Source organism: Microbispora oryzae (assembly GCF_017896165.1).
GTDB lineage: Bacteria > Actinomycetota > Actinomycetes > Streptosporangiales > Streptosporangiaceae > Microbispora > Microbispora oryzae.
Window position 1 is genome coordinate 74,172 of the sequence record NZ_JAFCNB010000005.1, and the last position, 19,618, is coordinate 93,789.

The following is a 19,618-nucleotide window of genomic DNA, read 5'->3' on the forward strand; positions in this document are numbered from 1 at the left end:
CGCGAGTTGATGTCGGCGTCCATGATTAGGCACCCCGGACAGGGCACTATCCGCTGCCACGTGTAATAGCCGTCGGAAAACAGGACCGAGTTCTCGCGGGAGAAGGCCAGTTTGAATGCGCTAAACGTATCCCAGGTGACCTTCATATCACCGGGCAGGTCCGGCACGAGGGACACAACTACCCATGCACCGGATCGAATGGCTGTCCGATTCCGAACCGCCTTCTCGATCTATTGAGCACGAACGCTCTGGTCATTGACCAGGGAAAACCGACTTCGATAAGCAGAGGAGAGCTCCGACTCCGACATGTAGGTGATCGACGCACCGTTCCGGCGAGGCCAGCGAAAGCCATCGTTGATGGTGATGCCGTGAGGGAATCGCGGACTGCGAGGTACTGCGATGACGTAGCAGCCGATGCCGGGTCGTTCAGGATCCTCGACGGGGATAACGTCGGGCGCGGGGAACGGCGCGATGCCGGATGCCGGGATCTGACGCATGCGCAGGGTCTCTGCGTCAGAGATACTCACACCAGGGGTAGCGGCAGCGCGCGCCTGGCTGTCCTCGTCGATACCGACGATAACAAGGCCACCTTGGGTGTTGGCCTGTGCAGCGACGTCGGTGCATAGGTCGCGCTTAGCTGAGTCGCTGTTGCCGTAGAGCTGGCCCTTATAGTCAAGATCGGCCGCTTCGGGGATCTTGCCCTCCACGAGCCCCCGGAGGTGCTCAAAGCGGAGGGTCTCCTGCGTGATCTGCGTTCCCAACAAAGCCTCAAGGCGCTGATGAACGGGTGGCCGGCTTGCTGGAGCCGAGACATCGGGCCGCTGATCGCAGGCATGTGGACGGGAAACCTCCCTGCCAGTTCTAGCTCAGGCCGGCGGGATAGGCTGTTAGCAAGGGTGTTAGCAAAAGGCCCTCCCGGATCTTCCGGGAGGGCCTTTGAGCTGGAGCCGCCTAAGGGAATCGAACCCTTGACCCCTTCATTACGAGTGAAGTGAGAGCTCCGGGATCACCATGGTCAGTAGGGAGTATTCCCAGTTAGGCGGCGAATCAGCAGCGGTTCTCAGCGGTCTGTAGCGGTGTGTCGCTCCCAGCGGCGCTCCCACTCTGCTCCCACAATCGGACACCGCGATCGGAGATGCGAAGGGCCCCCGGCGCACGCCGGGGGCCCCGTGCCATCCCGTTCACGGCCGGTCGAAGTTGCCGGCCTTCATCCCATTCCGGAACGCGTCCCATTCGGCCGGGGTGAACCACAGTCGCGGCCCCTGCCGGTCCTTCGAGTCCCGCACCGCGACTCCGTCCGGGCGGAAAGCCACCTCGACGCAGTTCTCCGATGCGCTGTACGGGCTCTTGATCCACTCCCATGTCTCGCTGTCGTCGCCCACGATGATCCCCTCGCTCGTTCAGGCGTTGCCGGCCATACCGGCCATGGCAGTCAGAGTCTCCTCTGGGGGCAGGGACATCGCCATCAGCATGTCGTAGACACCCTGATATTGATCAACTTCGTCGGGCTTTTCCACAAGGGTGTGACCAACCGGTGTCTCCAGGAAAGCGATCGACGGGTGGCCGTCGAAGCCGAGGATCGTGAACTGCCCGCACATGCCGGCGTGGGCGCCGACCGCATTGGGAATCATGCGTATTTCGACGTTAGGCCATGTCGCGAGGTGGATCAGCTGGCGAATCTGCTCGCCCATCACCTCGTGGCCTCCCACCGGCTTGGCGAATACGGCCTCGTCGAGAATTACCCGCAGGCGGGGCGGGTTTTCCCGTAACAGGATGTCCTGCCTGATGACCCGTGCCGCGACGCGGCGCGCCAGCTCTTCCTCGTCCCGCACGCCGATCCCGCGCAGGACGGCCGCGGCGTAGTCCGGGGTCTGCAGCAGGCCCGGCACGACGAGGACCTCGAAGGCCTGGACGTATGTCGCGCCCGCTTCGAGGTCGGGTAGTTCGGAGCGGAAGACGTCGCCGTACTGGTCCCACCAGCCTTTGGCTCGCGAGTCGACGGCGATCTGCTTGATCACGTCGCGCTCGTGGGCGTCTTCGACGCCGTAGGCGGTCAGCATGTCGAGGACGTCTCGGGGGTTGATGCGCTTGAAGCGGCCGCTTTCGATGCGGGAGATCTTGCTGGGGTCCCAGCCGAGCTCCCTGGAGACCTTCGTGGAGTCACGGCCGCCCCGGTACGCCCTGAGGATGTAGGCCAGTTCGCGTCGCCGTACGGCCGGGCTGAAGCTCATCACAGTTCCTCGCTTGGAAGTTCACCGCAAATCGGGCGTATCCACTACCGGAATTTACGGATATGGACTTGCCTATTGCGCCGGATGACCCCTCGCCCTGAGTATGACGTGTACGCGTGCAAATGGGAGGTAGTCCGGAAGGACTGCAACCAACGAGAGGGAAGACGATGTCATTCCGTGATCTGCGGCGACCATTCGCTGCGCGGCCGGACATACGTTCCCTTGCCGTTGATGGCCCTGAGCAGCCCTTCTTCCTTGAGGCGCGCTACCGCTTTACGCACCGTCCCCTGGGCGACGCCCAGTTCCTGCACCAGGTGTGTCGTGCTGGGGATGGGCCGGCGTTCCTTGTAGGTGTCCGACTCGATTCGGGCCCGCAGGAGTTCGTAGACCTGCTCCCACACGGTCCGGTCCTCATCCCAATCGATCATGACCAGACGTTAGAGGATCATGGTCTGCCATCGTCTGCCAGGGAAAGGCATGCCAAGGCATGCCTTGGCATGCCATGCAGTGACAAGGTGCCGGACTTTTCCGACTTGCCGCCGGGCGCGCCTGGCGGCAAAAGGCGAGGTGCGGCGGGGAAAGCCCTTGGAGAGAGCACGCCCCGCCGCCCCTCCCCCATCACCACCCCAAGACCCGCCGGAGGGGAACCGTGCTTCGTCCTGTGCCTAACGACGACGCCGACGTAGAAAGACTGCTCTTCACCCTGCTCGAGCACGACTACCCGGCGTGGCGAATCACCCGGTTCGAACGCGGGTACACCGCCGCCCGCCTACAGCCGCCGACTGAACAGCAGAAGGCCGAAGGCATCGTCGGAGCGATCACCCATCACTCGATCCAGCAGCTCCGCGAAGCGCTGGGCGACCAACTCCTGATTGAGCAGGGCTACCACTGCCCCCGCACCGACAACGCGCTGTACGCCGTCCTGGAGCAGGCCGCCGCCGGCGAGCCGGTGAAGGAATGCTGCCTGGAAGCCGCCCTGACGTGGGCGTGGAACGTTCTTACGCAGCTCCTGGACGTGACGCTCATCGATGAGCACACGATCGAACGGGTCCCCCTGGCCGATTACCGCGACTGGCAGCTACGCCGCGCGTACCTGGCGGCCGGCGGCCAGAGATGGCGGCCTTTCCCGTCACACCCCGCATAGGCCAGGCGCGAGGCCGCTCGGCCCGCTGTACGCGAAGTCGTCCGCAATCGACCCCCGTGACGCCTGGACATGAGTGAGCCCTGCACACCAGCCTGAGAGATGTCGAGTCACTCAAGAAGGTGCAGGGCTTATGGCCGAGATTATCACCGGACGTCTGATCAGGCTGCAGCGCGAGCGGCGCGGAATGAGCACCACGGCTCTCGCCGCGCAAACCGGGTGCACCACCAGGCACATCGAGCTGATCGAACAGGGCAAACGCACCCCCTCCCTGCCGATGCTCCGAGAGATCGCGAAAGTCCTCGGCGTACGAACGGCCGTCCTGCTCGGCGAAGTCCCCCGCGACTCCCACGAACCCGGCCGCCCGCAGATCGGCGACATCGAGCGGGCGATCTTCACCTACCGCACTCTCGGCCCGGACGCCGAGCCACCCGACACGGAGCAGCTCACCGAGCGCGTCGAGTCTGCCCGACAGGCGTGGTACACCTCCCCCCACAAATACTCCATCCTGATGCGGGCCCTACCGGGCCTCATCAGCGACGCCGAGCGGCTCGTGCAGGAAGCCGGCACACCAGGCAGACGCAGAGACGCCTGCCAGGCCGCCGCGAACACGTACATCCTCGCCAGAGGGGTCCTCAAGCACCTCGGCCGCGTCGACCTGGCGCACCTGGCCGCCGACCGGGCAATGCGCTACGCCGAGGAGACCGACACCCCAACGCTGACTGCCTGGGCCCACTGGAACCTCGGCCAGTCGTGCCTGAGCGACGACATGCACGACGTCGCCTACGACGTCGCCCGAAGAGGAATTGAAAGGTTCGAGCCCGCCGCAGGCACCGACACCGGCAGCCTGGCCATCCTCGGCGGGCTCCACCTCATGGCGGCGATCGCGCTCACCCGCGCCGGCGGCGACCAGCAAGCACGCGACCTGCTCCGCGGCCCGGCGCTCCGGCTCGCGCGGCGCGTCGACGAGCGGGTCAACCACTACGGGCTGGCGTTCGGTCCGACCAACGTGGCCATCCACATGGCCAGCATCGAGTGCGAGACCCGGCAACCGGAGGCGGCGCTGCGGGTAGCGGACGAGGTCGACCTGACCCGGGTGCAGTCCATCGAGCGGCGGACCACCCACCTGTCGCAGATCGCCCGCGCCTGCGAAGACCTGGGCGACGACGCCGCCAGCCTGGTGTATCTGACACGGATCGAGCGGGAATGCCCCGAAGAGCTAGACCACAAGATCCTGCTCCGGCAGATGGTTCAGGCCCTGGCGCTCAGGGCCCGGCCGTCATGGGCGCCGGAGGTGCGATACCTGGCAGACCGGCACAGCATCCTCGTGTGACCGAAGGACCCGAAAACGAACTCTAAGTTCGCGTGCTGCGAACTTAGAGTTCGTCGCCATCTGTTCGTAACCGGCTAGTCACCCGGCCGTACGTTCCGTGCATGGTCGCTTCCCCACCAGACACAGCCATCGACCGGCTGCTGCAGGAGGCTCAGCGCGAGTGCCCCGGCTGGCGGCTCTGGCGTTCCGACGTCGGCCGGTTCTGGGCGACCCGCGAGCAGCGCTTCCCCCCGGCGGCCGAGGCCGCGGGCGCTGAGCGGACCGTCGACGCCGACACGCTCGACGAGCTCGCCCAGGTGGTCGCCGAGCAGGACGCCCAAGCCGCGCGGGCATCCCCGCCCCACGCCCCAGGCGACCAGCCGGCGCCAGCCCATGCCGCCCTCCCACGGGGAGACGGCACCGCCGGCGCGCTGACCGGCGTCGTCATCACCCGGCAGACCCGGCAGCTGGCCGCGCTGGAGCAGACGTATCCCGCGTGGCAGATCCGGGAGACCGGCGGCCAGGTGCGGTGGTGGGCTACCCGCCGCCGCCCGCCGACGCTCGCCGAGATCGCCGCCGGGGTCGTGACTACGCTCGCCCGGTCGACGCCGGAACAGCTCGCCGACGCCATGGCGGCGCAGGACGAGATCGCGCACCGCGTCCGATGAGCGGCCCCGGCCCGGTCGTGTAGCCGCCCGACCGGGTTGGGGCTGGGCGGCCTCCCCCACCTTGGAGGGGTGGCCAGGGGAGGCCGCCCTTCGATCTGCCCGCCCGACGTGCCGGCCCCCGTGGCGCGCGGGCGGGCCCGGGGCGGTCCCCCGCTTCCCCCCGTAGGTGAGGGACCGCCCCTCCTACGACCGGCGCAGAGGCATACCAGGGCGAAACGCCCTCAGCCGGCCACCCACCCCATCCCCGACGAGGACGCGATGGACGAACGGCAGGAGATCGGGCATTGGTTCGGCCCGCCGAGAACGCTTGTGCTCCAACCCACCCCCCTGTGCAATCTGTCGTGCAGCTACTGCTACCTGCCGCATCGGACACTCAGCCAGCGCATGCCCCCCGAGGTCCTGCACGCTGTGGCATCTTCCGCCGAGAAACTCACAGACCGCGGCGGGCGAATCGACATCGTCTGGCACGGCGGCGAGCCGCTCACCGTCGGCGTCAGTCGATTCGCCGAGATGCTCGCCCCGTTCGAGAGCCTGCGCCTTCAGCGCCGCATCACCCACTACGTGCAGACCAACGCCGTCCTGCTCAACGAACGCTGGTGCGAACTGCTGAGCGGCCACGGCGTGCGGGTCGGCGTGAGCATCGACGGGCCCGCACCTCTGAACGCCCGCAGGGTCGACCTGCGCGGCCAGCCCTCGTTCGCCCGCGCTCTCCGCGGCATCCGCACTCTCCACGACCACGCGATCCCGTTCTCGATCATCACCGTGGTCGGCGCCGACGGCATCGCCCAGCCCGAACCCCTGCTCGACTTCCTCGCGCGCCTGGACCCGCACAGCATCGGGTTGAACATCGAGGAACTGGAGGGCGTGAACACCACGGCGCCACCGATCACCCCGCGGCAGGCCGAAGAGTTCTGGGCGCGGGTCGCGGCCTGGTCCGTGCAGCCGGGCCACCTGCCCGTCCTGCGGGATGTGCAGCGCATCGCGAACTACCTGCGGCTGATCCGCCTTGGGCAGCACCAGGCATGGGGCAGCCGCCGCCTCGACCCCATCCCTACCATCGCCTGGAACGGCGACGTCGTGCTGCTGTCCCCCGAGCTCGCCGGCATCACCGACCAGGCGTACGGCGACTTCATCGCCGGCAACGTCCGCGACCAGTCGATCCCTGCCATGCTCGCCACAGCGCACCGGCTGCGCTACGTCCGCGAGTTCATGGCCGGTCTGCGCGCCTGCCGCGACACCTGCACGTTCTGGGACTTCTGCAGAGGCGCCCAGGCTGGTAACCGCTATTTCGAGCACGGCACCTTCTCCGCCACGGAGACCACCTACTGCCGCCTCACCCGGCAAGCACTCATCACCGCACTGGCACACACCGCAACGAAGGAGCGACATGACACCGCTGCAGGTCCTCGCGACCACTGACGCCCCGCTCGTCGACGACCTCATCACCACGTACACGCCTACGACCCCCGACACGATCCACGCCGGGTTCGACAACCGCCCTTCCTGGGACAACACCGGCGGCGGGTTCGACAACCGGCCCGCCTGGGACAACAAGTAGCCGCCCGCCCCGGGGCCACGAGCGGCGCGGTGCGCCTGCTCGCGGCCCCGGCCGCACCCCTGATACGGAGGACCCATGGAGACCCGCACCGTGCGCGAGACCACCATCATGCTGCCCCACCTCGACGAGGAAGCCCTGGACGAAGTCACATCACTCGACCGTGACCGGCTCACCGACATCACCTACACCGGCGCCCAGCTGCGTGAACTGTCCCTGTCCGGGACCACCCTCACCAGCGGGCGCATCACCGGCCTGACCGCGCAGCGCGCCTGCCTGGACCAGGTGACCCTGTCGTCGGTGGAGTTCGCCGACTGCAACCTGTCCAACCTGCGCATGACGGGCAGCAAACTGAGCCGCGTCGTCTTCACCGACTGCAAACTCCTCGGCGCGGTGATCGATGACGTCACGCTCGACAGCGTGCTGTTCGAGCGGTGCCGACTCGACTACGCGCATCTCTCCCGCATCCGCGCCGCCGGTCCAGTCGTCTTCTCGTCCTGCTCACTGCGCGAGGCGTCCGTCTCCCGAGCGGACCTGACCGGCGCGACCCTGAATGCCTGCGATCTGTATCGAACGGAGTTCGACGGCGGCGTCTACCGCGGCTTCGATCTGCGGGGCAACGACCTGGCCGGCGTCCGCGGAGTCAGCTGCCTCCGGCAGGTCACCCTCGACCGGTCCCAGCTCCCGGGCCTGGCGCAGGCGGTCGCGGCCGACCTGGAGATCTTGGTCGCTGAGGACCAGGCGTAGGAATGGGGGCGACCGTGGGTTTCCGCCTGCTGTTCGGCCACTTCACCGATATCGAGCACCGCATCGACGTCGCCGGCGTCACCACAGCGGGCCGCGACGCCCCCTGCTACGACGGTGCGGCCGCTGTCGTCCCCGCCGGCGACTGGCGCCCGATCAACGAAGATGAGGCCGAGCAGCTCCGCCCGGACGAAACGACCCCCCGGAGTCTGGTGGTCGAACTGGTCAGCCGCCCGCTGCCGCTGGAGCCGGCCGCCGGACTCGCGGCGCGCCGCCAGGTGGCCACTGCACTCGACCCGCTGAACGGCCGCTGGCCCCGGCAGCTGCTCGCCTGCACCGACAGCCCGCCCGGCCGACTGACCACCACACAGGACCACCACAACGGCGGAGCGAGGATCGGCCTGCACGTCGACAACTGGGACCGGCAGCCCTACCCAGACCGCCTGACCAGCCGCCGCCGCCTGGCCCTCAACATGGGCCCCGGCACCCGCTACCTCCTCCTCGGAGACCGCACCATCGTGGACATCTGCCGGGCACTGGGCCGCGACCAGGACACCCACGTACCGCACACCAACGACCTGCGGGACTACGTCGCCGAAGGCCACCCGCTGCGCTGCTTACGCATCCGCCTGGACCCAGGCCACGGCTACATCGCGCCCACCGAAGTCGTGCCGCACGACGGGTCGACCACTGAGGCCACGGACTGGTCGGTGGCCGCGTTCTGGCTCGGCTGAGCACCAGTGCCGGTGCGGAACCTTCACGAGCCCACCGACGAGCCGACGCCGCACTACGGCACGGTGATGCACATGCCCGAGCGAGGCCCATGCCCGGAAGACGCCATGGGCTGGCTACCTTGACAGCATCCTGATTCATCGACCTGGAGGGCGGGCATGGCGGCCAACCTGAGCAGGCCCGAGACGGATGCGGTCGCGGAGCTCATCAACCGCCGCAGGCGTCAGGTCCTCGTCCACTCGATCCTGTACTACGACATGGATTCCCCGCTCGTCACCGACGCGGTGTTCGACCAGTGGGCCCGCCAGCTCGCCCAGCTCCAGGCCGACCACCCCGTCATCTCCGGCAAAGTCGCCTACCGGTGGCGGGAATTCGCCGACTTCGACGGATCGACCGGGTACCACTTGCCGCTGCACGATCCGCACGCCAGGAGCACGGCGCTGGGCCTGTTGCAGTACGCCCGCCGCGCACGACCTCAGACCTGACTGCGCCCCGCATCCTCAACGAGGAGCGGGGCACTGCCATACCAAGGTGGAGAGTCCGTCCTGGCGCTCAGCGTGAGCCCATGCGGCCGCCGTACACCAGGAGGAACAGGTCCGCCGGCACCACGATGTCCGCCGTCTCCACCGGACGCTGCCGCGACTCGTAGACCCGCTCGATCGTCAGCACCACCGAACCCGCCGCGCGGCCCAGCTTCGCGCACTCCTCGCCGGTGGCGACCCGGGCACCGACCGTCTCCGACCAGTCGTCAACCGGGTGGCCGATCGCGAGCAGGCGATCCGCCACGCCACGACCGGCATGCGGGCCCTCCTCCGGCATCACGACGTCCGTCCCCCGGGTCAACTCCAGCGGCTCCCATGACGTCGACAGCATCACCGGCTCATCGTCGGCCTGAAACACGTAGTCGGTGCGCAGCACGTCCACGGCGTCGCCTTCCGGCTCCGGCAGGCTGAGGCGCTGCCGGATCTCCGGGGGCGCCTGAACGGTCCGGGAGTCGTACTCCCAGGACGCTCGACGGCCCTGCGCCTCCATCTCACCCGCGAACGGACTGCCTTTCCGGCCGCCGCGGTACCAGGCGCGGACCAGGCGGCGCAGTTCCGGCCTGGCCTTGACGTACGTGCCTGATCCCGGCCGGGCCACGGCCAGCCCTTCGGCCACGAGCGCGCGGACAGCGTCTCTCGCGGTGCCGTCCGCTACGTGGAAGAGGCGGGTGATCTCGGGTATCGACGGCAGCTTGGCGCCCGCCGGGAGTTCTCCCGACACGATCCGCGCCCGGAGCTCGTCGGCGATCCGCACGTAGAGGGGCCGCTCGTCCTCATTCACGGGGACTAGCTTGACGGGCTTGGTAGCAAGCTGCAACCTTGGTAGCGGAAAGCTCAACCTAGCTATCAAGCTTGGGTGGTCCCCCATGTATGAGCAATACCTGCACGGCGTGCCCGAGGCCGCCGACACGGTCCGGCGTTGGGCACGCACCACCGCACGTCAGCACCACCCCGCGCTCGCTGACGAGTGCGAGCGGATCATCGCCCGCCTGGTGGCCGACGCCGTGCCACGGACCCCTGCGGACGGGCTGATCAAGGTCGTCATCATCCCCTCGCTCACCGGTTTGCGTATCGAGGTCGGCGACCCCGGCGACCCCGTGCCCAGCGGTGCCGGGTCGGAGTGGGCCGAGGTGTCCACGCTGGCAGCCTCCTTCGGTGCCAGCCGTACGGCTCAGGGGCATCGCGCGTGGGCCGAGCTTCGCAAGCCGACCCGCGCCGGCGGGGACGTCCGGTGATCAAGCGCATCTGCCGTCACTGCTCCAGCGAGATTTACGCCGGGTGGACCCTGTACGGCATCGTCTGGACCGCCGTGGAGCAGCACCCGTCCGGCTGTGACCGGGAGGCGTGCCCTGGGAACGTGGGGACGCTGATCCAGGCGCTCGGTTCTCACGAGCCTCCCGAGTGAGCTCCCGCCTGCCGTGTCGTACCCCCGCGCGGCAGGCGGGCGCCCCGCCGACCGTCTTCGGATGTACTGCGGTCGGCGGGGCAACCTGACGGTGGCCCTGCCCCTGTGGCCTGGGGGGTGAGGGGCGGGGCCACCATGACGCCCGGTAACCAGCCGTCGGGCGTGGGTCCGCCCCGTCTTCCGGGCGGGGCGGGCCCCTGATGCCCCCGGCCGGGCGTGGTGCGCGGATCCGCCCGGCCGGGACCCCTCCCCATCTGAGATCCCCTGAACACGCAAAGAAGCCCTCACCAGTGCTCGAACACCGGTGAGGGCCCTTACTACCGGACCTGCCAAGAGAGGCCCGATCATGCAGAACCTAATAGACGAACTCCGATCTGTCCCGCCGATCACGCAGATCCTCCTGGCGGTGGCCGCCCTGGTCCTCCTGACCCTGGCTTTCGTCGCCTTCCGTATCGCCGTCCGCGCCACGGCGCGTGCCGCCCGGGTGTCGATCGCTGGGGCCCGCCGGTGGGCCGCCGCCCGCCCCGCTGAGGACCGCCTCACCATCGTCGCCGCGAGCATCGCCACCGGCGTGTCCGCGCAGGGAATGTGGCGGTTCTCCGGCGACGTGCTCGGATTCGACGGGCCGCTGCGGCTGCTGCTGTTCGCCTTCATCGAGGTGGCGGTGATCACCAGCGCCGTGCGGGCCCGCCGCAACATGCGGGAGAACTACTCCGCCGGGATCGACGGCCTGGCCGTCTGGGTGCTCACCTGCCTGTCGGCGGTGTTGTCGAGCATGGACGCCCGCAGCGTCGCCGAGGCCGTGTTCCGTCTGGCCGCGCCGCTGGTGGCCGCCTGGCTGTGGGAGCGCGGCATGGCCATCGAGCGGCACCGCATCACCGGCCGCTCCCGCATCAACTGGCGGCTCACCCCGGAGCGGGTGCTGGTCCGCGTCGGCCTGGCCGAGGCGAGCGACCGCACCGCCGGCGAGGTCGACGTCCAGCGGCGGCTCACCCGCGTCGCCCTGGCCGCGAAGAAGGCGCGGGACCTCCGTGAGGCTGGCGCCTCCGACCGCAGCCAGCGACGCGCGCTGACGCGGCTGCAGCGCGCCTTCGCGGCCGCCGACGAACACGCCGCGCTCGGCCGGAACCAGGAGCGGCAGCAGCTGCTCCGCGACGAGGTGGCGGCTCTCTACAGCGGGCCGCAGCTGCTCGACGTCGCCCCGGCGAGCGCCTGGGTCACCCCTGAGCAAGGTGCCGAAGAGGCGGCGGAGATGAACCCGGAGGCGCAGGCGGCGATCGCCGCCTACGAAGAGTGGAAGCGGCCCAAGTTGATGCCGTTCCCGCTTACGCCGCCGCGCACCCTTGTCGTGCAGAACGCGGCGGTGCCGGTGAGCGTCGGCGTGAGCGCCAATGGCCGACCGCTGAATGGCCATGCGAAGGCCACGTCACACACCGCGCCCGACCCGGCGACTGTTCTCCTGCCCGCGCTTCCCGCAAGCGACCCCGTGAGTGTGGGCGATCCGGAAACCTGGCCCCTGCGCGACGGCGACACCCTCACCATCACCCACACGATTGGCGGCCCCGGCCGTGAGCAGCCGCGTGAGGACGACGATGAGGAGCGCGACGAGCCCAGCAAGCCCATTAAGCAGCGCAATCGCGAGGCCGAGGAGTGGATCCGCGCAAGGTGCCGCGGCCGGGCCGGTGTGGGAAGACGACCCACCTGGAGCGAGGTCGGCGACCGTTACGGATTCAGTGACGGCTGGGGCGGCCGGCGTGTGCGCGCCGTGCAGAAGCGAATGATCGCTCAGGGCTACACCTTCCTCGACGACGGCACGGTCCTCGCTCCGAGCAAGTCCCTTCCCTCCGAGCCCGACTTGGGTGAGCGCAACGACACGCCCCAAGGCCCGGTCTCGGACGTCAACTGATCTTCTGAACGAACGGATGTGAATCGTGAACTGGCTTCCTGGCCTCTGGCTCGCCCTGCTCGGCGCGATCGTCGCACTCGTGTGGGCCCGAGTCACGAAGTGGTACGAACTGGCGCTCCTGGGCGGGTGGGGCCTGATGACCGGCGCCCTGCTCGCGGGGGCTCACTCCTGGAACTCCATCAGCGTCGGGAAGATGTGGGGGGTGTTCTTCGGATGACCGGCACGACGCCCGGCCGCCGCGAGTTCCTCCGCCGCTGGTGGTCGTTCCGCCCCGCCGGGCGGGGCGTGCTTATCCTGGCCGCGGCGATGGTGGGCTGCCGCCTGCTGGGTCTGCCTCTCGCGGCGGCCATCTTCCTGCCGATCGCGGCCGCGGCCGTGCTGGCGGCCGTGTTCGCTTCGGCGGAGCTGTCCAACGAACGCGCGGCCCAGGTCGACGAGCAGGCCGGCCAGGCCCGGCGCGTCGACCTGGCCCCGGACGCGGACCAGTCATGACCGGCGGCGAGCTCGTCGTGATCGCGACGGCGAGCGGCATCATCTACGCGGCGGTCTCACGCGCCAACCGGAACGACCCCCTGCGGGCCCGTATGCCTCGCTGGGCCTCCGCAGGCCGCAGGCCTGGCGGTGGCCGTCGGCCGTCCCGTGGCTCGCTGCTGGTGCGTTTCTACAACGCCACCGGCGCGCCCCCGGTCAAGGCGGACACGGCGAGCGAGGCCGCGGCTGAGCTCGCCGGGCGCCAGACCGGGCGGGCCGCCCGGGCGCTGCATGGGTGGAGCGGGCGGCGGTGGGCCGAGCGGACGTCCCGCCGCCCGGAGCAGTCGGCCCGCGACAAGTGGCGGACCGTGGGCGGGCAGGCACGCACATGGGCCAGGGAGCGCGGCGAGCGTGCTCGGGCCCGCTGGAACGGCCGCCCCCGCCGCGAGGAGCCAACACCGTCCGCCAACGGGACACCTCCGGCCGAGCCGCCCGCGAAACCCGCGCCGAGATCGTCGCCCTCCCCGCGTCCCGCAGAACCTGATCCGAAAGGCACTTTCCCGATGTCCGAGACCCCCACCGCAGAGACCGGCGCCGAGTCCGGAGATGCCGCCGCGCCTCCCCTCGACTGGGCTGTCGTCATCGGCCGCGTCGCGAACTTCGTCCCCGAAGACGACGCCGCTCTCATCTCCTTCATGTCCGGCGAGACCGCCGGCGTGCTCAGCTACGCCGAGGGCCTCGTCCAGTGCCGCGAGAACTGCGTCAACGAGGTTGGACTGGACCCCGCCGCGGTGTCTGGCATCACCTCCTACAGCGAGCACATGTCGGAGGCGGCCCAGCGCCTGGCTGAGGCGAGGGCGCAGTTCATGGCCGTGTACGGCGAGGTTCTGAACCTCGCGGCGTCCGGCGTCCAGATGCCGTACCGCGGCCGGTTCTTCGCCGGCAACGCCTCCTGAGACGGGAAGGAACCCGGGTGCGTACCTCCACGCGTCCCCACGCGCATGAACCCGACCTCACGGCCGAGGACACCGCCGAAGAGGTGGCCGAGCGGCCGACTCCCCGCCGCGCGTTGCTCGGCCGCGCCGTCGGCTGGGTCCAGGCCGACCATCTGCGGCGGGGGCCGGTCGCCGTCATCGCCGGGGCGTACGGTGCGGCGGCCGCCGCGCACGCCCTGCAGGCCCCGGCCGTGTACGGGCTGCCGCTCACGGTGTTCGCCACGCTCGGCATGTACGCCCGGACCATGAATCTGCCCAGAGAGCAGGGCCCGAACCCGCTGCTGAGTGCCGCCGCGACGGCGGCCGGTGGGCTGTGGTTCACCGCGGCGGCCCAGTGGGGTGTCACGTTCGGGCCGTACACGCTGGGGGCGTGGCTCGGGGCGGCGACCGGGGCGCTGGTGTACTACGCCTACCGCCGGGACCCCGTGATCCGGACCGCGATCGCGTGGGAGCAGGCCAAGATCGACTGGCACTGTAAGGCCCCGCTGTACGGCCTGACCGGCAGCCACCTGGTCGACTGGCGGGAAACCCGGCTCGGCGAGCAGATGGAGATCGACACCATCGGGACCCGCCGCCGCGCCTCACAGATCGTCGGCGGCGACATCGAAGAACGGATCGCCGAGATCGAGGGGCTGAAGACTTCCCGGGTGAAGGTCCGCCGCCCGGACCGGGCCGGGCGCATCACGATCAGCATCCGCTACAAGGACCCCTGGGTGGCCCTGCCGCATCCGCTGCTGGACCCGACACCGGAGATCCCGCTCCCGAAGGTGGCCGACGCCCGCGAACCGATCATCATCGGCATGGACCCGGAGTCGGGCCGCCCCCTGGAGATCGTCCAGTGGGACGAAGAGGGCGCCAAGCGGGTGTTCGTCGTGGCCACCACGGGCGGCGGCAAGACCGTGCTGTTGTCCAACGCCCTGGAGCGGCTGACCGCGGCCGACAACGCGTGGGTCATCCTGATCAACGTCTCCAAGGGCAAGGAAGCGCGCCGCTGGCGCCGCGCGTGCGGGGCGTCGGCGTGCGGCCCCGGCGAGCGGGTCAAGGCGCTGCGGCTGCTGGAGATGGCGCGGCACATCATCGACTACCGAGGCGCCGCCGAGGACGGAGACGAAGCGACCGTCGAGCCGCGCCGCGATCAGAAGCTCGTCGCCGTCGTGGTCGACGAGACCGACAAGCTGCTGGGCCCAGGTGACCGTATCGGCCTGGCCAGCCGCCGCGAGTTCGAATACCTCACCGGCACCGGCCGCTCCGAGGCGGTCAGCGTCCTGGCGGTCGGCCGGCGTGGCACCGTCAGCAACATGGGGTCCGGTGACATCCGCGCGGACATCGACCAGGTCCTCATCGGGAAGGTCAACCGCCGATCCGAGATGCAGCACGCCGTCGGCGAGTACGGCCTGACCCTGCCCGACATGGGCCGCTACGGTGAAGGCCACTCGGGTGTGATTCTGTCCACCGACCTGTCCGGCCACTGGACGTCGGGCCGCACCTGGCTGTTGGACAAGCTCACCGACATCGACGATCTCACCGAAGGCCGTACGGCTGGTGACCTGGAGCCCGGCCTGGTCGCCTACCTGCGTCAGCGCATGGGGTCGGCCGTCGTCGACTGGTTGCTGTTCGACGGCCCCGAACCGGGCGCTTCCTCGGCCGGCCGTTCGGCCGGGGCCCGCCCGGCCGCCGCCCCTTCGTCCCCGGCCCCGCCGGCGGATACGGCCGGGCCGTTCAGTGAGGACCAGGCCGTCGACCGGGCCGCGGCGGCGCGCGAAGCGGCACGGGCCACACTCGCCCAGGCCGGCTCCCGCCTCGACACCACCCTCACCCCGGGCGAGCGGCGCGCCCTGGCGATCGCCCGCCGCCAGCAAGCCGCCGAGCAGACCGAGATCGGCCCGGAGCTGCGTGAACTGATCGTCGGAATGTTGAGCCGCCCGGATGGCACGACCCTGCGCGAGGTCGAGACCGCCATGCAGGCCGCCGGCTACGAGCGTGGCGTGTCGAAGACCGGGGCGTGGAGGTGCCTGGACCGGCTGCGGTTCGAGACCGTGGCCGAGCTGCGTGGTGCGGGCCGGGCCGCGCGCTGGTATCTCGCGGTGCCGTCGGCGGACGAACTGGAATCCGAGCTCGGCGGCATGGACCTGGACGGCGCGGACGACGACGTCGAACGCCTCGTCGAGGAGGCGGCGGAACGCGCAGCCGAAGACCTCATCGACAGGGCCGAAGCCCACGAGGATGGTGACCGACAGTGATGGCCTTTCGTTCCACAGCCCCTTCCGGGATTCGTTCCACAGCTCCTCCCCCGCGCCCCGTATATGAAGCCAGACGGACCCTGTTGAAACGAAACGATGCGACGCCGCCGCACGCCACGCTCCGTGACCTCGCTTGGGGGCCGGAATGAGCTGGACGAGCCAGGCTGAGATGGTCGCCGACACGACCGAGCTCGGCGGCGCGGGACGCGAGATGTGCGGCCGCTGCCGGGCGACGGGGCTGCAGCCCAACGCCTACGCCCCGCTAGCCGGGGCGACGGCCGCGCTCGGCACCTGGCCCCTCACCGGCGGCGGCGACGGGTATGCGCCGTTCGCCTCCGACCGCGACCTCGTTGAGGAGCTGCTGGACTTCGGGATCGCGATCCTCGGCCACTACGACCGTGTCGTCGCGCTCGTCCAGACGATCGCCATGCGGCGGGCCGAGCTCCTCGCGTGGATCGCGTCCGCCACCAGGGGCGACCCCGTGAAGGAGTGGCGGGCCGAGGTGACAGACTGCGCCGCGGCGCTGGAGGTCCTCACCGGCGTGCCCGGGCGGCTGCGTGCCGCCGCGCGGCGCGTCGCCGCCGCCCCGGCGGCACTGGGCGACACCTACGCCGAGGTGTACCGGCTGGTGACCGGCGGGCGGGTGCTGCCGCACAACGGGCGCTGGCTCACCGGCGAGGCTGCGGGGAGAGCGACGTGAGCCCTGACGCGCTCGCCGAGCTGTACGCGATGGCTCACGACCCCGCGGTCGCCTGGATGGACTACGCCGTCTGCCCGGAGGTGGACGGCGAGTTGTTCTTCGCCGAGAAGGGCGACCCGGTGAGTAGCGGCGCGGCCAAGGCGATCTGTCGGGGCTGCCTGGTGATTGCGGAGTGCTTGGCCTGGGCGCTCGACAACGACGAGACCGGTGTGTGGGGCGGCACGACGGAGACGGAGCGGCGCCGGATGAAGCGCAAGCCGAAGTCGGTCAGCGGTGTCGGCCTGGCTGCTTGAAGGGTGCAGGCGTCGACCACCTTCCGGGTATCGCTCAGATGTTCGATACTGGTGGCATGCTCTCTGCAGCTGGCATGTGCACCTGGTGGCACCGCGACCGCCGGCCCATGCTCCACGACGTCACCGCCAGCCGGGATCACGCTGAGCAGCACATCAGCCTCAACCCCCGCAGGCCGGTCGAGGTCCTCATGGACGACGGCGCCTGGGCGCCGGCCATCATCCACGCATGGTCCCGCACCGGCGGGGTCTGGCACGTCCTCCTGCACTGGTACTCCAGTGATCTCCTACGCGGCTACCACGGCGTGTTCGTGTACTCGCCGGCCACACTCCGACCGATCGCCGACGAATGGTGGGCGGCCCAGCAGCAGGAGACCGACTCGGCAGGGCTTCACCCCCCGAAGCCACCTGCTCAACGCCCTTCGGCGTGAGCGAAGCTGTTGGGATCACAGGGGCAAGACAGGCCAACCGCCTCATGCGGGAGGCCGTCTCACTAGCGTCAACACCCCCAGCTCAGGGAGTACAGATGCTCCGACGCCTTCTGGTGTCCGGCGCGCTCGTCGCGTCCGCCCTCGTCGCCCCCGTTGCCCTCGCCGCCGGCCCTGCCGACGCAGCCGCCACGCACACCACCGTGGCGGCCAGCTGCTACAAGCGGGTCGGCAACCACTGGACTTGCATCACCCCGGGGGCGTATTGCCCCGCGGCCGCGCACAGCCGGTACGGGTACGCCAAGGTCACCAAGAAGCGGTACCGGTGCAGCTACTACAGCAGCGACGGCCGCTGGCACTGGAAGCGCGCCTAGACCTCAGTCGTGACGAGAGCGCCCTCACCTTCCCGGGTGGGGGCGCTTCGCCGTGTCAGGACCTCGCAGCCTTCTTGAGAGCCATGTCCGCCTGGTGGCGATTGTCCACCGACCGCCAGAATTCATGACGGTGCAATTCCATGACGGCGCGCAGCCGTTCCTCCCTGGCTGCCTTGAGGGCTTCGTCGTCGTCGCCGGCGACGAGTCCCTGCACCTTGGCGTCGGCCTGGTCGTAGGCGCGTTGGGCAGCCAGCAGGTCGGGTGGGAAGTCGTAGTCCATAGTTGCCCCCGGTCGTGTTGGTACCCGTGGCATCTTATGGAGCCGGGCTGGGGGCCCTCGCGGCGCGCCCACCCGGCGGCATTGTGGGGCTTTGACCGTACTTGACCTGCGGTTTTCTACGATGCCCGCATGTGGTGGGTTGGTGTGGACGGCTGGGAGGTCGACGCCGTCACACTCAATGGCCGGCCGGTGCTGCGTGTACGGCACCTCGGCTACCACGTGGCCTACTGCGCCAGTCCGAGCGAACTCGCCCAGCACGTCGACTTGGCCGACCTTGTCGAGGTCATCCCACTCCAGTGATAACTGGACGGTCTCAGAGGCTAGCGCGATCCCGTGGTTCAGGCTGCCCGAGCTCTCCAGACTCGTTCTTCGTCTTGCCATCCCTGGCCACTTGCTAGCTGGACAGCAAGCGTGATTAGAGCCGACGTCGCTTCAACGGCAATTTGGAGGTCCCAGCCGTCACGCGACGGAACCCATAGGGTCGCCGAGAGCCCTGCATGAGCCTCGAGCGAGGCGGCCTGCCACCATAGCTCAGCGACTTCGAGAGCGGCCCGGGGCTGGTGGAGAGCGATGTAGCAGCACATCCGGTTGTAGGTGTTGACGAGTGCGGGTTCGTACCCTTCACGCGCCGCTGTATTCAGATGCGTTAGTGCCCGCTCGGGATCGCTCGAAATCAGACAGAAGCCGAGGTTGTTTCGCGCCTCGATGTCATCTGGCCACTTCTCGAGGGCGAACTCAAACAGTGCAGCAGCATCGGCGGCACGGCCGGCTTTCAGAAGCCCACGCGCGTGGTTCGCCATCTCGGCGAGCAGGAACTTGGGTTGCGGTAGGCCTTCGCTTGCAGGTTCCCAGTCGACGGCTGTTCGGTGGGCGATGCTCTTCGCCACGTCGTCCAGGGGCACGTCCCGCGCTTCGATGACCCACGCCGGGAAGCTCATCGATTGGAGATTCTGCCGGAAGCGGTATTCCAGAAGCAGCGAGGCTAGCGTCCACTGCTTGAGGTACGTCGCGGTCAATCGTTCCACTAGCCACCGGTACTGGATCGTGATAGCCCGGTAGTCCCGAGGGAGCGGGATGCACTTCCAGAACTGTTCGTGGTCCGGCAGCCTCAGGGTTACCAAGTCGCTCATGCTCGCTTGGGCGGCCCAGTTGAGCAGAGGTGCGAAGACCTCGGCCGTCGTGTTAACGAGGTCGGACACCTCTTCCGTGCCACCTGTCGGCGGCGAGTGCATCCTCAGCAGCTTGCGCCACCCTTCCACGTCAACGCGGGTCTGCCAGAGCTGATCACCCCGATCCTCTCCTGGCAGGATCTGACCGATCAGCAACTCAATAAGGAGAGGGCCCAGGATCTCTGACAGCATCCCGTATCTGATGATCGAGTCTGCGTCCAGCCCTCGTCGATCCAACTCTGAGGCGGCGGCTTCGAACCGCCCATACAGCTCCTCATGATCATTTTCCGGCATGAACCGGACCATCAGCACGTCCGCAATCTCGGTCAGCAGGCTGGACACCTGCCAGCCCGCCAGTGATCCCGCACGGTCTTCGCACATCAGCGTCCGATGTGCGTCGAACGGGTGCGTCTCCTCACCCAAGGTTGCCCCCCC

Annotated in this window: 27 protein-coding genes and 1 tRNA gene; 20 read left to right on the plus strand and 8 right to left on the minus strand. The window is 69.1% G+C overall.

Features of this window, described 5'->3' with window-relative positions; genetic code table 11:
- Positions 1-230: 230 nt before the first annotated feature.
- The 5 genes from JOL79_RS11030 to JOL79_RS11050 form a co-directional block, all read right to left on the minus strand.
- The gene (locus JOL79_RS11030) at positions 231-761 is read right to left on the minus strand and encodes an AlbA family DNA-binding domain-containing protein (RefSeq protein WP_210155658.1); all 531 of its coding nucleotides are present in this window, start codon (positions 759-761) and stop codon (positions 231-233) included.
- 181 nt (positions 762-942) lie between these two features.
- A tRNA-OTHER gene (locus JOL79_RS11035) sits at positions 943-1,044 on the minus strand.
- Between the two features lie 137 nt (positions 1,045-1,181).
- Complete coding sequence (locus JOL79_RS11040; protein ID WP_210155659.1) at positions 1,182-1,382, minus strand: DUF397 domain-containing protein; 201 nt, start codon at positions 1,380-1,382, stop codon at positions 1,182-1,184.
- Positions 1,383-1,400: 18 nt separating this feature from the next.
- Positions 1,401-2,231, minus strand: coding sequence for a helix-turn-helix domain-containing protein (locus JOL79_RS11045; RefSeq protein ID WP_210155660.1), 831 nt, complete (start codon positions 2,229-2,231; stop codon positions 1,401-1,403).
- Positions 2,232-2,401: 170 nt separating this feature from the next.
- Positions 2,402-2,659, minus strand: coding sequence for a GntR family transcriptional regulator (locus JOL79_RS11050; protein WP_230984634.1), 258 nt, complete (start codon positions 2,657-2,659; stop codon positions 2,402-2,404).
- Positions 2,660-2,892: 233 nt separating this feature from the next.
- On the opposite strand from JOL79_RS11050, the gene JOL79_RS11055 reads away from it, so the two are divergent.
- From JOL79_RS11055 to JOL79_RS11090, 8 genes are all read left to right on the plus strand, one after another.
- Positions 2,893-3,375: a hypothetical protein gene (locus JOL79_RS11055; RefSeq protein WP_210155661.1), complete on the plus strand. Its 483-nt coding sequence runs from the start codon at positions 2,893-2,895 to the stop codon at positions 3,373-3,375.
- Positions 3,376-3,505: 130 nt separating this feature from the next.
- Positions 3,506-4,705 (plus strand): helix-turn-helix domain-containing protein, encoded by a 1,200-nt coding sequence (locus JOL79_RS11060; RefSeq protein ID WP_210155662.1) that lies wholly within the window; start codon positions 3,506-3,508, stop codon positions 4,703-4,705.
- A gap of 101 nt (positions 4,706-4,806) precedes the next feature.
- Positions 4,807-5,352 (plus strand): hypothetical protein, encoded by a 546-nt coding sequence (locus JOL79_RS33920; protein WP_230984635.1) that lies wholly within the window; start codon positions 4,807-4,809, stop codon positions 5,350-5,352.
- Between the two features lie 258 nt (positions 5,353-5,610).
- The gene (amcB, locus tag JOL79_RS11070; protein WP_210155663.1) at positions 5,611-6,771 is read left to right on the plus strand and encodes a cyclophane-forming radical SAM peptide maturase AmcB; all 1,161 of its coding nucleotides are present in this window, start codon (positions 5,611-5,613) and stop codon (positions 6,769-6,771) included.
- Positions 6,740-6,910 carry a multiple cyclophane-containing RiPP AmcA gene (gene amcA / locus JOL79_RS11075; RefSeq protein ID WP_210155664.1) on the plus strand — a complete coding sequence of 57 codons (171 nt, stop codon included), beginning with the start codon at positions 6,740-6,742 and terminating at the stop codon, positions 6,908-6,910. Before amcB ends, amcA begins: the two co-directional genes overlap by 32 nt.
- Positions 6,911-6,985: 75 nt before the next feature.
- Positions 6,986-7,654 carry a pentapeptide repeat-containing protein gene (locus JOL79_RS11080; protein ID WP_210155665.1) on the plus strand — a complete coding sequence of 223 codons (669 nt, stop codon included), beginning with the start codon at positions 6,986-6,988 and terminating at the stop codon, positions 7,652-7,654.
- Positions 7,655-7,656: 2 nt separating this feature from the next.
- A complete protein-coding gene (locus JOL79_RS11085; protein ID WP_210155666.1) occupies positions 7,657-8,385 on the plus strand; it encodes a hypothetical protein in 729 nt (242 codons plus the stop codon).
- A gap of 156 nt (positions 8,386-8,541) precedes the next feature.
- A complete protein-coding gene (locus JOL79_RS11090; protein ID WP_210155667.1) occupies positions 8,542-8,868 on the plus strand; it encodes a DNA ligase LigA-related protein in 327 nt (108 codons plus the stop codon).
- A gap of 67 nt (positions 8,869-8,935) precedes the next feature.
- Here JOL79_RS11090 and JOL79_RS11095 read toward each other — a convergent pair whose 3' ends face one another.
- Positions 8,936-9,706 (minus strand): GntR family transcriptional regulator, encoded by a 771-nt coding sequence (locus JOL79_RS11095; protein WP_307848483.1) that lies wholly within the window; start codon positions 9,704-9,706, stop codon positions 8,936-8,938.
- Positions 9,707-9,791: 85 nt separating this feature from the next.
- Between JOL79_RS11095 and JOL79_RS11100 the strand changes: the two genes are divergently transcribed.
- The 11 genes from JOL79_RS11100 to JOL79_RS11150 all read left to right on the plus strand — a co-directional run bounded on the left by JOL79_RS11100 (position 9,792) and on the right by JOL79_RS11150 (position 17,734).
- Positions 9,792-10,160: a hypothetical protein gene (locus tag JOL79_RS11100; RefSeq protein ID WP_210155669.1), complete on the plus strand. Its 369-nt coding sequence runs from the start codon at positions 9,792-9,794 to the stop codon at positions 10,158-10,160.
- Complete coding sequence (locus JOL79_RS11105; protein ID WP_210155670.1) at positions 10,157-10,330, plus strand: hypothetical protein; 174 nt, start codon at positions 10,157-10,159, stop codon at positions 10,328-10,330. The genes JOL79_RS11100 and JOL79_RS11105 overlap by 4 nt, the downstream gene beginning before the upstream one ends.
- Before the next feature lie 346 nt (positions 10,331-10,676).
- Positions 10,677-12,236, plus strand: coding sequence for an MraY family glycosyltransferase (locus JOL79_RS33925; RefSeq protein WP_230984636.1), 1,560 nt, complete (start codon positions 10,677-10,679; stop codon positions 12,234-12,236).
- Between the two features lie 25 nt (positions 12,237-12,261).
- A complete protein-coding gene (locus tag JOL79_RS11115) occupies positions 12,262-12,453 on the plus strand; it encodes a hypothetical protein (RefSeq protein WP_210155671.1) in 192 nt (63 codons plus the stop codon).
- Positions 12,450-12,728 (plus strand): hypothetical protein, encoded by a 279-nt coding sequence (locus tag JOL79_RS11120; protein ID WP_210155672.1) that lies wholly within the window; start codon positions 12,450-12,452, stop codon positions 12,726-12,728. Before JOL79_RS11115 ends, JOL79_RS11120 begins: the two co-directional genes overlap by 4 nt.
- Positions 12,725-13,663: a hypothetical protein gene (locus JOL79_RS11125; protein ID WP_210155673.1), complete on the plus strand. Its 939-nt coding sequence runs from the start codon at positions 12,725-12,727 to the stop codon at positions 13,661-13,663. Before JOL79_RS11120 ends, JOL79_RS11125 begins: the two co-directional genes overlap by 4 nt.
- Positions 13,664-13,680: 17 nt before the next feature.
- On the plus strand, positions 13,681-15,942 hold the full coding sequence (locus JOL79_RS11130) for a P-loop NTPase family protein (protein WP_210155674.1): 2,262 nt from the start codon (positions 13,681-13,683) through the stop codon (positions 15,940-15,942).
- A 145-nt stretch (positions 15,943-16,087) separates the two neighbouring features.
- Complete coding sequence (locus JOL79_RS11135; protein ID WP_210155675.1) at positions 16,088-16,642, plus strand: hypothetical protein; 555 nt, start codon at positions 16,088-16,090, stop codon at positions 16,640-16,642.
- Positions 16,639-16,935 carry a WhiB family transcriptional regulator gene (locus JOL79_RS11140; RefSeq protein WP_307848484.1) on the plus strand — a complete coding sequence of 99 codons (297 nt, stop codon included), beginning with the start codon at positions 16,639-16,641 and terminating at the stop codon, positions 16,933-16,935. Before JOL79_RS11135 ends, JOL79_RS11140 begins: the two co-directional genes overlap by 4 nt.
- 56 nt (positions 16,936-16,991) lie before the next feature.
- The gene (locus JOL79_RS11145) at positions 16,992-17,363 is read left to right on the plus strand and encodes a hypothetical protein (RefSeq protein ID WP_210155676.1); all 372 of its coding nucleotides are present in this window, start codon (positions 16,992-16,994) and stop codon (positions 17,361-17,363) included.
- A 95-nt stretch (positions 17,364-17,458) separates the two neighbouring features.
- Positions 17,459-17,734: a hypothetical protein gene (locus JOL79_RS11150; RefSeq protein ID WP_210155677.1), complete on the plus strand. Its 276-nt coding sequence runs from the start codon at positions 17,459-17,461 to the stop codon at positions 17,732-17,734.
- A gap of 55 nt (positions 17,735-17,789) precedes the next feature.
- Here JOL79_RS11150 and JOL79_RS11155 read toward each other — a convergent pair whose 3' ends face one another.
- Positions 17,790-18,014: a DUF8825 domain-containing protein gene (locus tag JOL79_RS11155; protein WP_210155678.1), complete on the minus strand. Its 225-nt coding sequence runs from the start codon at positions 18,012-18,014 to the stop codon at positions 17,790-17,792.
- Between the two features lie 129 nt (positions 18,015-18,143).
- Here JOL79_RS11155 and JOL79_RS11160 point away from each other — a divergent pair, with 129 nt between their 5' ends.
- Positions 18,144-18,314, plus strand: coding sequence for a transposase (locus JOL79_RS11160; RefSeq protein WP_210155679.1), 171 nt, complete (start codon positions 18,144-18,146; stop codon positions 18,312-18,314).
- A gap of 38 nt (positions 18,315-18,352) precedes the next feature.
- Here the strand turns inward: JOL79_RS11160 and JOL79_RS11165 are convergent, their stop codons facing one another.
- A complete protein-coding gene (locus JOL79_RS11165) occupies positions 18,353-19,606 on the minus strand; it encodes a tetratricopeptide repeat protein (RefSeq protein ID WP_210155680.1) in 1,254 nt (417 codons plus the stop codon).
- Positions 19,607-19,618 lie beyond the last annotated feature (12 nt).

Bases quoted from the DNA above. Each gene is read 5' to 3' on its own strand.
- JOL79_RS11045 (WP_210155660.1), bottom strand. From the start codon at position 2,231: ATGAGCTTCAGCCCGGCCGTACGGCGACGCGAACTGGCCTACATCCTC.
- JOL79_RS11050 (WP_230984634.1), bottom strand. From the start codon at position 2,659: ATGATCGATTGGGATGAGGACCGGACCGTGTGGGAGCAGGTCTACGAA.
- JOL79_RS11060 (WP_210155662.1), top strand. From the start codon at position 3,506: ATGGCCGAGATTATCACCGGACGTCTGATCAGGCTGCAGCGCGAGCGG.
- JOL79_RS33920 (WP_230984635.1), top strand. From the start codon at position 4,807: ATGGTCGCTTCCCCACCAGACACAGCCATCGACCGGCTGCTGCAGGAG.
- amcB (WP_210155663.1), top strand. From the start codon at position 5,611: ATGGACGAACGGCAGGAGATCGGGCATTGGTTCGGCCCGCCGAGAACG.
- amcA (WP_210155664.1), top strand. From the start codon at position 6,740: ATGACACCGCTGCAGGTCCTCGCGACCACTGACGCCCCGCTCGTCGAC.
- JOL79_RS11080 (WP_210155665.1), top strand. From the start codon at position 6,986: ATGGAGACCCGCACCGTGCGCGAGACCACCATCATGCTGCCCCACCTC.
- JOL79_RS11085 (WP_210155666.1), top strand. From the start codon at position 7,657: ATGGGGGCGACCGTGGGTTTCCGCCTGCTGTTCGGCCACTTCACCGAT.
- JOL79_RS11090 (WP_210155667.1), top strand. From the start codon at position 8,542: ATGGCGGCCAACCTGAGCAGGCCCGAGACGGATGCGGTCGCGGAGCTC.
- JOL79_RS11100 (WP_210155669.1), top strand. From the start codon at position 9,792: ATGTATGAGCAATACCTGCACGGCGTGCCCGAGGCCGCCGACACGGTC.
- JOL79_RS33925 (WP_230984636.1), top strand. From the start codon at position 10,677: ATGCAGAACCTAATAGACGAACTCCGATCTGTCCCGCCGATCACGCAG.
- JOL79_RS11120 (WP_210155672.1), top strand. From the start codon at position 12,450: ATGACCGGCACGACGCCCGGCCGCCGCGAGTTCCTCCGCCGCTGGTGG.
- JOL79_RS11125 (WP_210155673.1), top strand. From the start codon at position 12,725: ATGACCGGCGGCGAGCTCGTCGTGATCGCGACGGCGAGCGGCATCATC.
- JOL79_RS11135 (WP_210155675.1), top strand. From the start codon at position 16,088: ATGAGCTGGACGAGCCAGGCTGAGATGGTCGCCGACACGACCGAGCTC.
- JOL79_RS11145 (WP_210155676.1), top strand. From the start codon at position 16,992: ATGCTCTCTGCAGCTGGCATGTGCACCTGGTGGCACCGCGACCGCCGG.
- JOL79_RS11150 (WP_210155677.1), top strand. From the start codon at position 17,459: ATGCTCCGACGCCTTCTGGTGTCCGGCGCGCTCGTCGCGTCCGCCCTC.
- JOL79_RS11155 (WP_210155678.1), bottom strand. From the start codon at position 18,014: ATGGACTACGACTTCCCACCCGACCTGCTGGCTGCCCAACGCGCCTAC.
- JOL79_RS11160 (WP_210155679.1), top strand. From the start codon at position 18,144: ATGTGGTGGGTTGGTGTGGACGGCTGGGAGGTCGACGCCGTCACACTC.